At 55.7% G+C, this 12,262-nt stretch carries 9 protein-coding genes and 1 pseudogene; 8 read left to right on the forward strand and 2 right to left on the reverse strand.

Going from position 1 to position 12,262, the window contains the following annotated elements; translation table 11 throughout:
* Positions 1–163 precede the first annotated feature (163 nt).
* Positions 164–1,120 carry a CysB family HTH-type transcriptional regulator gene (locus ACEQU8_RS00700; protein WP_370260762.1) on the reverse strand — a complete coding sequence of 319 codons (957 nt, stop codon included), beginning with the start codon at positions 1,118–1,120 and terminating at the stop codon, positions 164–166.
* 124 nt (positions 1,121–1,244) lie between these two features.
* On the opposite strand from ACEQU8_RS00700, the gene ACEQU8_RS00705 reads away from it, so the two are divergent.
* From ACEQU8_RS00705 to ACEQU8_RS00740, 8 genes and pseudogenes are all read left to right on the forward strand, one after another.
* Positions 1,245–2,042, forward strand: coding sequence for a sulfite exporter TauE/SafE family protein (locus ACEQU8_RS00705; RefSeq protein WP_370260763.1), 798 nt, complete (start codon positions 1,245–1,247; stop codon positions 2,040–2,042).
* A complete protein-coding gene (locus ACEQU8_RS00710; protein ID WP_370260765.1) occupies positions 2,043–3,722 on the forward strand; it encodes a nitrite/sulfite reductase in 1,680 nt (559 codons plus the stop codon).
* Positions 3,722–4,258, forward strand: coding sequence for a DUF934 domain-containing protein (locus ACEQU8_RS00715; RefSeq protein ID WP_370260766.1), 537 nt, complete (start codon positions 3,722–3,724; stop codon positions 4,256–4,258). Before ACEQU8_RS00710 ends, ACEQU8_RS00715 begins: the two co-directional genes overlap by 1 nt.
* Positions 4,259–4,260: 2 nt before the next feature.
* Positions 4,261–5,064, forward strand: a complete 804-nt coding sequence (locus ACEQU8_RS00720) for a phosphoadenylyl-sulfate reductase (RefSeq protein WP_370260767.1) — start codon at positions 4,261–4,263, stop codon at positions 5,062–5,064.
* A 44-nt stretch (positions 5,065–5,108) separates the two neighbouring features.
* Positions 5,109–6,020, forward strand: coding sequence for a sulfate adenylyltransferase subunit CysD (gene cysD, locus ACEQU8_RS00725; protein ID WP_370260769.1), 912 nt, complete (start codon positions 5,109–5,111; stop codon positions 6,018–6,020).
* Between the two features lie 36 nt (positions 6,021–6,056).
* The gene (locus ACEQU8_RS00730; RefSeq protein ID WP_370260770.1) at positions 6,057–7,406 is read left to right on the forward strand and encodes a sulfate adenylyltransferase subunit 1; all 1,350 of its coding nucleotides are present in this window, start codon (positions 6,057–6,059) and stop codon (positions 7,404–7,406) included.
* Positions 7,407–7,462: 56 nt separating this feature from the next.
* Positions 7,463–8,242: pseudogene (gene cobA, locus ACEQU8_RS00735) on the forward strand (uroporphyrinogen-III C-methyltransferase).
* 60 nt (positions 8,243–8,302) lie between these two features.
* On the forward strand, positions 8,303–11,932 hold the full coding sequence (locus ACEQU8_RS00740) for a hypothetical protein (protein WP_370260771.1): 3,630 nt from the start codon (positions 8,303–8,305) through the stop codon (positions 11,930–11,932).
* A 39-nt stretch (positions 11,933–11,971) separates the two neighbouring features.
* On the opposite strand, the gene ACEQU8_RS00745 is transcribed toward ACEQU8_RS00740, so the two are convergent.
* A complete protein-coding gene (locus ACEQU8_RS00745; RefSeq protein WP_370260772.1) occupies positions 11,972–12,232 on the reverse strand; it encodes a hypothetical protein in 261 nt (86 codons plus the stop codon).
* Between the last annotated feature and the right edge of the window lie 30 nt (positions 12,233–12,262).

A 12,262-nucleotide genomic window follows, 5' to 3' on the forward strand; every position in this document is an offset into this window, starting at 1 on the left:
GGAAGGGACAAGAAGGGGACCACGGGCTGATCCCAGGCCCAGTGGCTTGGGCCGCCCCAGCCTAGAAGCGCGGCGCACAACACTCCAAAGGGCCAATCCCAGGCCCAGCGACTTGTGCCATCCCGGCACAAAACGCTGCGCGATCAGCCAAAACGCTGCTCAATCAAATGTCGTACGCCTGCCCGCCCCCCAGCACCCGATCAATCAGCTTGGGCGTGAGCATTGGCGCAAACACAGCGATGAACTCATACATCAGGGTTCGCATGAACACCCCCTGCCTTAGGGCAATGCGCGTGGTGTTGCGCCCAAACAGGTGGTCCACTGGCACAGCCACCAGGCCTTGGTCTTTGGTGGCATCAAAGGCCACCTCTGCAATAATGCCCACCCCCAGCCCCAAACCAACATAGGTTTTGATCACATCGGCATCAATGGCCTCGAGTACCAAATCGATGTTGACCGAAGACTTTGCAAACGCTGCATCAATTTTTTTTCGACCTGCGAAATGGGTTTCGTAGGTGATGATGGGCATTTGATCAAAGTCCGCCAAGGCCATTTGCCGCGCCTCTTTGCCCACAAATGGTTTTAACCAAGGCGAATCGCTGGGGGCCACCGCAACATGGCCCCAGTCGTAACAGGGAAAGGTCACCAAATCGGGCTCATCGGCCAGGGCCTCAGTGGCCACGGCGAGATCGGCTTGATCTTTGCGCACCCACTGAGCCAATTGCTCGGGCGTGCCCTGCAATAGAATAAGCTTGACCTTTGGAAATTTTTTACGAAATGCAGCCACGGCCTGTGGCAGCACGTAGCGAGCTTGGGTGTGGGTCACAGCCACGGTCAATTGACCACTTTCGCGGGCTGCAAATTCTTCGCCCACACGCTTGATGTTTTCAAGCTCGGCCAAAACACGCTCACAGGCCTGGACCACCAGCTCCCCTGGCGCCGTCAAACCTTTGATGCGCTTGCCATGGCGTTTAAATATTTGGAAGCCCAGTTCCTCTTCAAATTCAATGATGGCTTTGGACACCCCCGGCTGCGAGGTAAATAGCGCTTTTGCGGCGTCGGTCAGGCTGAAGTTGTGCCGCACGGCCTCGCGGACGAAACGCAGCTGGTGGAGGTTCATGGAGCACCTGCTCAGAAAATGCCTTTATAGCGCTGAGGCATAAATAAATGGGAAAACTATCGTTTGAATTATAAGCGAGACGGTCTACACTTCAAGTCCCCCAAACCATTTGACGAGCAGCAACGTGCCTTTTGAAATCGACGTCGTCTATGTTGTATCCGGCTTGGCGGTCGGCCTGCTGGTCGGCCTCACCGGCGTGGGCGGCGGTTCCCTGATGACCCCTCTGCTCACCGTGTTGTTTGGCGTGCCCGCCACCACGGCCGTGGGCACCGATTTGGCATTTGCCGCCATTACCAAGGGTGCAGGCACGCTTGTGCACCGATTGCGCAACACGGTTAATTGGAAAATTGTGGGTCTGGCCTGCTTGGGTAGCGTGCCCGCCTCGGTGGTCACCATCGGGATTTTGCACGGGCTCGACATTCAAAACGCGGGCAAGGGCAGCCCCATTGACCAATTCATTCGTTGGTCCATCGCTTTTTGCGTGATGCTCACCGTCATCGCCCTTATTTTCAAAACCAAGGTGGTGACATGGCTGCAAAATCACCCCAAAGCCCAGTTGCAAGACAAAACGCGCAGCGTGGCCACGGTGGTGGCATTTGCCGTGATTGGCATGCTGGTGACCGTGTCTTCAATTGGTGCAGGCGCGGTGGGTGTGATGGCGCTGTTCATGTTGTACCCACATTTGAAAGCATCCGAAATTGCTGGCACAGACATCGCGTATGCTGTGCCCCTTACAACGGTGGCTGCTTTTGGTCATTTCAGCCTGGGCACCGTGGATTTTGGCTTGTTGGGCGCACTGTTGATCGGGTCCATTCCCGGCATCACAGTGGGCAGTTATTTGAGTCGCGCAGTGCCAGAACGGTTTTTGCGCGGGGTATTGGCCACGACCCTCACCGCCGTGGCCGCAAAATTGGTGATGTAAATGTACAAATACGACGACTACGACCATGCCCTCGTGCGCGAACGCGTGGCCCAGTTTCGCAACCAGACCGAGCGTTTCCTGAAGGGCGAACTGAGCGACGAGGAGTTTCGCCCGCTGCGCCTGCAAAATGGCCTGTACATCCAGCGCCATGCGCCCATGTTGCGCGTGGCGGTGCCCTACGGTTTGCTGGGCGCGCACCAATTGCGAAAACTGGCTGACATCGCCGACAAATACGATCGCGGCTATGGCCACTTCACCACACGCCAAAACATACAATACAACTGGCCTGCGCTAGAAACCGTGCCCGACATTCTTGCTGAGTTGGCTGATGTTGAAATGCACGCCATTCAAACCAGCGGCAACTGCATTCGCAACACCACCAGCGATCCTTTTGCTGGCATCGCCAAAGACGAGTTGGTTGACCCACGGCCTTTCTGCGAGCTCATCCGCCAGTGGAGTACCTTCCACCCAGAATTTGCCCATTTGCCACGCAAATTTAAAATTGCTGTCAATGGTGCATTGGAAGACCGTGCTGCTGTGCAAGTTCATGACATCGGTATCAATTTGAGCCGCAATGCAGCTGGCGAGGTGGTAGCCCAAGTGCTGGCTGGCGGTGGCTTGGGCCGCACCCCGGTGATCGGCTCAGTCATCAAGAATGACCTGCCTTGGCAGGAATTGCTCACCTACATCGAGGCGGTCATGCGCGTGTACAACCGCTATGGTCGACGCGACAACATGTACAAGGCCCGCATTAAAATTTTGGTGCGTGCCATCGGCCCCGAGGAATTTGCAAAGCAGGTCGAAGAAGAATGGCAGCACATCAAGGGCGGTGTGTCTGTGATCCCTCAAAAAGAATTCGACCGCGTGGCCGCATACTTTACTGCACCTGCTTATGAGCAGTTCAGCGATGCGCAGCTGGCCAATGTTGCCGAGCAAAATCGTGGCCTTCGCCAAAAGCATGTGGGCTTTGATCGCTGGCTGACACGCAACGCCCGCGCGCACCGCCAGCCCGGTTACGTGGCCGTAAGTATCTCGCTTAAGCGCCCAGGCATTGCACCGGGCGACGCCACGTCTGCAGAAATGCGGCTTGTGGCCGACCTGGCCGAGCAATATTCGTTCGGTGAACTTCGTGTGACCCACGAGCAAAACTTTGTGCTGTCCGATGTGGCAGAGCAAGACCTGTTTGAACTGTGGAGCACCCTCAAAGAAAACAAACTCGCCATGCCCAACATCGGTTTGGTGAGCGACATGATTGCCTGCCCCGGCGGCGATTTTTGCTCCCTGGCCAACGCCAAATCCATCCCCATCGCCTTGGGTATTCAAGAGGCAGTGGACGACCTGGATTACCAATTCGACTTGGGCGACCTCAGCCTCAACATCTCGGGCTGTATCAATTCGTGTGGCCACCACCACATTGGCAACATCGGCATTTTGGGCGTGGATAAAAATGGCGAAGAGTGGTACCAAGTCACCCTGGGTGGTCGCCAAGGCAACAACGCCTCCATCGGCAAGGTGATTGGCAAATCGTTCTATGCCGAAGACGTGCCCGGCGTGGTGGTCAAACTGCTTGAAGTGTATGTGCGCGAGCGCCATGAAGATGAGCTGTTCATCGACACCTTGGACCGCATCGGCGCTGAACCCTTCAAAGACCATGTATATGCCAACAAGGAGGCTGCGTAATGAAAAAAATCATTCATAAGCCCATGAATGGCCAAGCCCAAATTGTGGACAATCAATTCACCGTGATTGAACCAGGCACCGCAGACGCCCCCGTGGCCATTCCCCAAGAGGGCAAAGTGCTGGTTCATTTGTCGGCTTGGGAGGCCAACAAGGCGGCGCTAACGGCACGCGCGCAGGCCGGCGAATTGGGGGTTTACCTCAACCCTGAGGACAACCCCGAACTATTGCAGGGCGATGTCAATGTGCTCAAGCTGATCGCATTCAACTTCCCGGTGTTCAAATTTGGTCAGGGTTATTCAGGTGCATACCTGCTGCGCGCGCGTTATGGCTTTCAGGGCGACATTCGTGCCTTCGGCGACATTTGGCGCGACCAGTTTTTTTATCTGGCCCGATGCGGTTTTACGCAATTTGATATCAAAGAAGGCAAATCGCTGGAAGACGCTTTGAATGCCTTTGCTGATTTCACGATTCCCTATCAAACAAGCGCCGATGGTTCGCTGCCCGTGTTCAATCGGCGCGCTACGGCGGAGGCCTGATCATGAGCAACAGCGCATCAGCCTCCAGGTTCCACAGTGTAGAAGCAGCAGTAAACAATACACAGGGCTCTCAAGAGCAGGCGATTGCCGTGTTTCGTGGCCCCCACCAGCCTGACACTGACATTGCTGCAAAAGTGCAGGCCCTTGAAACCCTGCTGACAGACGCGGCGAAGGAATTCGAACACATCGCGCTGGCCAGCAGCCTGGCCGCAGAAGACAACGTGCTGTTTGATGTGGTGGCAAGATTAAACCTTAACATTCGCGTATTCAGCCTGAACACCGGTCGCCTGCATCAGCAGACTCTGGACGTGGCCCCTGCACTGCAAGCCAAGTATGGCCGCACAGTACAGTGGTTTGAACCCAAGGCTGAAGCGGTGGAGCAGTACGTGAGCACCAAAGGGCGCGACGCGTTTTACGAAAGCACTGCGCTACGCAAAGAATGCTGCGGCATTCGCAAGGTTGAGCCCTTGGCACGTGCCCTGCAGGGCGCACAAGCCTGGATCACTGGCCAGCGCCAGGCTCAGGCCGCCACACGCGCTGCCTTGCCTGTGAGAGAATTCGACGCTGATCGCGGCATTGAAAAATTCAACCCATTGGCTGACTGGAGCGAGGCCGATGTGTGGACCTATGTGCGCCAGTTTGATGTGCCAGTGAACAAGCTGCATTTCGAGGGATTTCCCTCCATTGGTTGCGAGCCCTGCACACGCGCCATCACCATTGGCGAAGACATCCGCTCGGGCCGCTGGTGGTGGGAAGATCCCACCAGCAAGGAATGTGGCCTGCACAACGCCAATTTGAAGCGATAAACCCTGTCGCCACACCGAATACGACGACAACACTGAGAGTTAACATGAGCACCCAAGTACACACGATGTCTCACCTGGATTGGCTGGAAGCAGAAGCCATTTACATCATGCGCGAAGTGGCCGCTGAATGCGCGCGCCCCGCGCTGCTGTTCTCTGGCGGCAAAGACTCCATCGTGATGCTTCGCATTGCCGAAAAAGCGTTTCGCCCTGGCAAGTTCCCCTTCCCTTTGGTGCACATCGACACCGAACACAACTTTCCGGAAGTGATTGAATTTCGCGACTGGAAAGCCAAGCAACTGGGTGAAGAACTGATTGTTCGCTCGCTGGAAGACTCCATCAAGCGCGGCACCATTCGCCTGCCCCACCCCGAGGCCTCGCGCAATGCATTCCAAAGCGTTACTTTGCTTGAAACCCAAGAGGAGTTTGGCTTTGATGCCCTCATGGGCGGCGCACGTCGTGACGAAGAAAAGGCCCGCGCCAAAGAGCGTATCTTCAGCTTCCGCGACAGCTTTGGTCAATGGGACCCCAAGAGCCAGCGTCCTGAGCTATGGGACCTCTACAACACCCGCGTGCACCCGGGCGAACACATGCGCGTGTTTCCCATCTCCAACTGGACCGAACTAGACGTGTGGCAATACATCGAACGCGAAAAGCTGGATCTGCCCAATATTTATTACGCCCACGAGCGTGAAGTGATTGAGCGCAACGGGCTGCTGGTGCCCATCACCGAGATGACTCAACCCAAAGCAGGCGAAACCGTCACCACCCGCACAGTGCGATTCCGCACGGTGGGTGACATCACCTGCACCTGCCCTGTAGCCAGCACAGCAGCCACACCCGCAGAAATTATTGCTGAAACCGCCGTGACCGACATCACCGAACGCGGCGCAACCCGCATGGACGACCAAACTTCCGAGGCCTCGATGGAGCGCCGCAAGAAGGAAGGTTATTTCTAATCCACGGGCCAGTGAACCATTATTGAGATGAAGACCATGAACGCAATCAACGAAGCCCTTAAACTGAGCACCCAGGACCACGGCGTGCTGCGCTTCATCACCGCAGGCAGTGTGGACGACGGTAAATCCACCCTCATCGGCCGCCTGCTTTTTGACAGCAAAGGTATTTTTGCTGACCAACTGGCCGCCATTTCGAAGGCCAAGCACAAGCGCGTGGCCGGCGACGCCATCGACTTCTCACTGCTGACCGACGGACTGGAGGCCGAGCGCGAGCAAGGCATCACCATCGACGTGGCCTACCGCTACTTTGCCACCCCGTCGCGCAAGTTTATTGTGGCAGACACACCGGGACACGAGCAGTACACCCGCAACATGGTGACCGGTGCTTCCACAGCAGACGTGGCCATTGTGTTGGTGGACATTACTCGCGTCAGCTTTGAGGACAGCGCCAACGGCCTGAAAGCGACCCTGCTGGCCCAAACCAAGCGCCACAGCGCCATTGCAGGCAAACTCGGTATTCCCGCCATTTTGTTTGCGGTCAACAAAATGGACCTCGTGGACTTTGATGAAGCAAAGTTCCGCGCCACTGAACAGGCGGTGCTGGCGCTGGCCAACACCGTGGGTGTGCCCGAGGCTCGCGTGTTGCCGATTTCGGCACTCACTGGCGACAACGTGGTCACCGCCAGCCCCAAAACTCCCTGGTACACCGGTCAGCCTTTGTTGCCCATTCTGGAGAACATTCCCAGCCGCGCCGACCGTGCTGAAGCGGCTCACAAGGTAGGGTTTCGATTCCCTGTGCAGTTGGTGGCCCGTCACGACGGCCACAAGGCAGAAGACTTCCGTGGCTACATGGGCCGCGTAGAGGGCGGCAGCATCAAAGTGGGCGACACCGTGGTGGTGCATCCATCAGGCCAAGAGGCCGTGGTGCAGCGCATTGTGTTCCTCAACGAAGACCTGCCCGAAGCGCATTTGGGGCAATGCATCACCTTGGTGCTGGACCGCGATGTGGATGTGTCCCGAGGCGATCAAATTGTAAGCGCCACCGACACCGCCAGCCACACACCTGTCAAAGCGCTCACCGCCGACATTTGCTGGCTAGACAACGAGCCTCTGAACCCGGCCCGCAAATACTGGATCAAGCAAACCACGCGGCAAACCCAGGCCAAAATCAAATCAGTGAATCAGGTGCTCGATATTCATACCCTGATGCATGGTGAAAGCACCAAAACGGTGCAGATGAATGACATCGCCCAGATCGAATTGGTGCTTGCTCAGCCCTTGGTGGCCGATTTATACGCACAATGTCGTGCAACAGGCAGTTTTATCCTCATTGACAGTGCCACCAACCAAACGGTGGCGGCTGGCATGATCGTTGCAAAGAACTAAGCAACGACCCTTCACCCGGTTGTTGGTTGCTTGGTTCTTAAATAGGGACTTTTGAGATGGGACGCGTTGTATTGATTGGAGCAGGACCCGGAGCGGAGGATTTGATCACCGTTCGCGGCCTGAAACTGTTGATGCAGGCAGACTGCGTGTTTTACGACGCGCTGGTCAGTCCCTCTCTTCTTTCTGAAGCGCACCGCGATGCAAAACTTGTCGCCGTTGGTAAACGTTGCGGCAAAAAATCCACAGCCCAGCACTTCATCAACAAGCAGCTTGTTGAAGCGGCTGACAAATTCGAATTGGTTGTGCGCCTAAAGGGCGGCGACCCCATGGTGTTTGGCCGAGCCGACGAAGAAATTACGGCACTCAAAGCCGCCGGGCACAGCGTTGAAGTGGTTCCCGGTGTACCAGCCGCGCTGGCTGCGGCCAGCAGCGTGCAAGCCTCACTCACTTGACGCGGTGTAGCGCGTAGCCTCACGCTAACCACGCCATCGGTGGGGGCCAACGAGGTGCCCAGCACCGAATTGTTCACTGGCACAGAAAATGACACTGTCGCCGTGTACATGGGCCTGCGTCAAGCTGGCCCTTGGGCTGCCGCCCTGCTTGAAAAAGGTCGCAACCCGGCCACCCCCGTGGTGCTGTGCGAGAGTGTGTCGCTGCCCGCAGAAAAATTCACACCACTGACTTTGGCCGAGCTGCCCGGCTTTTCGGCAGATCAGCTCACCGACGGTCCTTGCCTTATTTTAATTGGCGAAGCCTTGCGCAAAGCGTGTGCCACGCTTCTACGCGACACAAGCACAAGCCCTTTAAGCGACAGTTCACACGCGCGCGCAGCCTGAACTTTCAGCATTCATTTGACCACTTAGGTGCTCTTTTCAACAGAGCCCTTCGTTTTCACCATGCCCGCCTCCTCCGCAATCAGCCCCCCCTCAGGCTGGTCTGCTGAAACCTCTGAGCCCGCTTATCGGTCTGAAACCTCTTACAAAACATTTGCCGATTTTTTAAATCGCCCAGTGAGGGTTTTCTCGCGACATGCCGACAAGTGGGCGAAGGTATCTATTGCGCAACTGCTTAAAGACCTGAAGGTCACCGACGCCATGTTGAAAGGCTCCGCAGTTTGGCAATGGAAAAGCAATCAAACCCCGGCTGACATTGACCTGCAGATCCCGCTTCCAGGCCGCACACCTTCCAAAGAGCTGCTTGCAAAACTGCAGGCTTTTTTGGAGTCCAAAAGTAATACCAGCAGCAGCGCAGCGCGGCCTGGTGCGGCCACGCAGTGGTTCAGCAAAACAAGCTGGCAAAAACAAGGGGCATGGACAAGGCTGATGTTGAGCATTGGCTACCCACAACAGGGTGCAAGCACCATTGACCTCAACATCTGCAACAGCAGGCAACTCAGCTACGACACCATTCAATCGTCGCAAGGCATCGCGTTTAACACTGTAGATCGCAAGGCCGTTGTGATTGGGCGCTACCACCCCTTGCTAGTGAATTGGCTTAAGCAACATCAATTTTTGTGGTTCAACCCCAGCATTGAAAACGGTTTGAAGCGCCTGAGTTACCGCCTAAGCAACAACCCTTCGGCCACCCTGCTGCAACCCAAGATTGCCCAGCAATTTGGCGCTGAAGCAACGGCTGAAGTGATGAACGACATTGCACTGCGCGTTCTGTCAAACACCTACGAAGGCAGCCAGCTCAGCAATGACCAAAAAGCAAGCCTCTGGCAACCCGTGCTGGCCGCAGCGGCACATCCAGAGCACAATACGCTCAAATCGGAGCTTTTGGCTTGGAGCCAGTTTGCAACGCTTGAGCAACTGCACGAGGCACTACAGCAACCCGACATGCAAGCCCTCACCTTGACCAAACTGACCAACGCCTGTCAAATCGGCTTGAACTGCCGAGCTGCATTAAAGGCCTTGCTCAACACAGGTTCGTTGTTTGAAAAACAGCTTCCTCCCATAGTCAGTGCCGCACTGGGAGCAAATCTCGTCGAGCCCGCCCAATTTTTTAAAGCATTGCAAGGCTGGCGCGGCTTGCACGACATACCAGACCAAGAACTGTCACAGGTGTTTGGCGAATACCTGCGCCAAGTGGCAAACATGGGCAACGAACCTTACACCACCCAAGCCATTCATATGTTGGGCTGGCTGGCTGGTGACGAAAACCACACCCTGCAATTTTGGCTCGACCGCGCCTTGAGCAAACGCAGCATTCACGGCCTTGAGCCACGTTGCCCACATGTGCTTGCGGCCATGATCCGGGTGCTGGAAAGATCTGGCCCTGAGGGGCTGACCCATGCCATAGAGCGGCTGGAACAATTCAAATTCAGCAAAGAAGACTGGGTGAATATTTTCTCAGCGGTGGGCGACTATCCACCCACCGATGACCCCATGCCAGGTGACAGCAAGCAGGCAGTGAGCATTCACTTCTTCAAAATTCTTGAAGCCCATGGCTTGGTCTTGCAAAGCCTGCTACCTGGCTCCGCTGTATCGTTGGGTGCAGAAAAAGACCCCATGCCCACACAGCGTTTGCATAGGGATTTGCTGGTACTCACAACAAGGCTTGGCGAAGAAGGTTTACCCCCCTTGCTGCGCACAGTTATCCAGATTCGCGCAAACCGCGTGGAGTTTAAGCTGCCAGAGCTACAACTCAAAGTGGAGCCGGGCAAATCACTGATAACCGTTGACGCAGGTAAGCATCAGCACTTCATCACGGCGTCTGCCTTTGGCACCTTGTTTCCCAACGAGCCCAATTCGGAGGCCCGACTGGACATGCTTTGGATGGATGGCAGCTTATTTTGCGGTCATGCCAAAGCACAAAGCAATTTTCAGTTCACTGGCACATTGGTCAATATGGTGGCTGGCAATCAAAGTGAGGGGCTAAGCGGGCTTCTTGATCTGGGTCGAACATTATGCAGCAGCCTGCTGCCGGGTACACGCCTTGAACAAAACCAGTGGTCTCTTCGAGGCTTATTCAATGGTCATGAGTTGCTCAAAGCCAATGGGCTGGACAGCGCCGCTCTTGCAATGAAAGAAGGACTTCTTCTTGATCAATCGGCCATCGCTGACCTGCGAATTGAGCATGCAATTAAAAACCACCAAGCCAGCGAGTGCGCGGTTTATATTCCCGACCCGCGCGGCAGAACATGCATGCGCATGCAATACCAGAAGGCAAGCGACGCGGACGCGCCTAAACTTAAAAACATTTGGGGGGCCGTCGCCTCCAAGCGCGGCCTACACGCCACGGGCAAACTGGCTGTGCCCCCACATGGCATTGTGCACCTGTCCAATACCCTGGGCTGGAACAGTACAGAACATCGCTTGGAGCAAGATTGCGAATTGGCCGTGTCTGGCCCGGTCAGTTTTCGCTGGAAAGGCCGCGTTGTTGCGGGCGAACTGAAGGCATTTGGGCACCTGCAACCCAACAACCCAGACGAAGCAGAAAAACAGCTAACACTGGTTGACGAAAACTCTACTCTGCCCATAGAGCTGCTGGTGTCTATGGCCGACCTGGCAGGCACGCGCATGCACAGCAATTACGCGTTTCGCCCACATGTGTGGGGCAAGCCCATGGAATGGCCCACCCCCGGGTTTGAGGGCTTTGTTCATCAAGTGCCCTGCGGTCAAGGCTCATTCAACGGCTATACAACAGCCACCGGTAGGGTATTGGGCACGCTTTGGCAAGTGGCTCAATCCAGCGAGGGACTTGAAACTGCCTGGACAGGGTCATTCCGTGTCGTGAGGCCTCATTCGCTGATGCGCCCGCCTGTCGATTTTGACGGGCAGTACAATGCCATTTGGGGTGTTGCCCTTGACCAAAGCCGAATGCTGACGCCTCATGGTTTTGTGAGACAACACATTCTAGGCGAGCAAGCACAAAGCAAGCACCACCGAGACTGGCTGTTTTTTGCAGGTCAAGCGATTGAGCTATCGCAATTGACCAAAAGCCGGCAGGAAATTTATGACAACCCCTCCCTGCCAAAATATTTTGTGGGCATGGGCTACAGCACAGCGGGGCAGCCCAAACATTTGGACTTGGTGATCAACGCTGGCGACGGCGGGCACGATTTTTTGCTGGTACGCCCCAAGCACTTTGATCGAGAGCGAGGTTTCCAAGAAACCTACTTAGACACCGAAGGTCTGCAAGCCAAATGGCTGGTGTTACACCGGCAATACCAAATGGGCCAGGTGCGTTTTCCGTGTGGGCTGGAGTACAACGGCCAAGTGGCCACAGAGGGGCGCTTTATTCAGCCACGCGGCCAAGGAAAATTGAGTTGGGGAGGGTTGGCATTTTCTGCCCAATTTGGCCCGAAGGGGCAGCTTAGTCATGTCAAAGGTTTGAATCCGCAAAGTGAACAATGGACGAGCATGTACGGCCACAGCGGACAAAACTTGGGTATGGATTTGCCCACTTGGGTCGAGGTATTAACGAGTGGGCAGGTAAGCTGGCACAACGATCTGCAGGCGCACCTGTTGGTGCGCGATTTGACTCAACTCAAACAGCAGGCCACGGTGTTTTCAAAACACTGAGGCCAAGGCCGGGCAAAACATTGCGCCGGCCCACGACGCTTAACCCGCCTCTGCCTCACACTTTTTCATGAACGAATTTTTGGCTGCACCAGCCAGCTTCTTGCCGTCTTTGCCAATGGCTCGCTCTTCGCAACTGGCTTTGTTCTCGGTCAAGCATTTTTTCATGAAAGAGTTTTTGGCAGCGCCACTGAGCGGCTTGCCCTCTTTGCTAACGGCCTTGGCCTCACAGGCTGCCTGGGTGGATTGGGCATACACAGGAGCAGACAAACACAGGGCACACAACAGCAACCATTTTTTCATGAAGAATCTCCGAAAGATTTGTTGAGACAT

It is taken from the genome of Limnobacter sp. (assembly GCF_964228395.1).
Classification (GTDB): domain Bacteria; phylum Pseudomonadota; class Gammaproteobacteria; order Burkholderiales; family Burkholderiaceae_B; genus Limnobacter.

Excerpts from the sequence above, each read along its gene's own strand:
- ACEQU8_RS00700 (WP_370260762.1), bottom strand. The coding sequence starts at position 1,120 with ATGAACCTCCACCAGCTGCGTTTCGTCCGCGAGGCCGTGCGGCACAAC.
- ACEQU8_RS00710 (WP_370260765.1), top strand. The coding sequence starts at position 2,043 with ATGTACAAATACGACGACTACGACCATGCCCTCGTGCGCGAACGCGTG.
- ACEQU8_RS00715 (WP_370260766.1), top strand. The coding sequence starts at position 3,722 with ATGAAAAAAATCATTCATAAGCCCATGAATGGCCAAGCCCAAATTGTG.
- ACEQU8_RS00720 (WP_370260767.1), top strand. The coding sequence starts at position 4,261 with ATGAGCAACAGCGCATCAGCCTCCAGGTTCCACAGTGTAGAAGCAGCA.
- cysD (WP_370260769.1), top strand. The coding sequence starts at position 5,109 with ATGAGCACCCAAGTACACACGATGTCTCACCTGGATTGGCTGGAAGCA.
- ACEQU8_RS00730 (WP_370260770.1), top strand. The coding sequence starts at position 6,057 with ATGAACGCAATCAACGAAGCCCTTAAACTGAGCACCCAGGACCACGGC.
- ACEQU8_RS00740 (WP_370260771.1), top strand. The coding sequence starts at position 8,303 with ATGCCCGCCTCCTCCGCAATCAGCCCCCCCTCAGGCTGGTCTGCTGAA.
- ACEQU8_RS00745 (WP_370260772.1), bottom strand. The coding sequence starts at position 12,232 with ATGAAAAAATGGTTGCTGTTGTGTGCCCTGTGTTTGTCTGCTCCTGTG.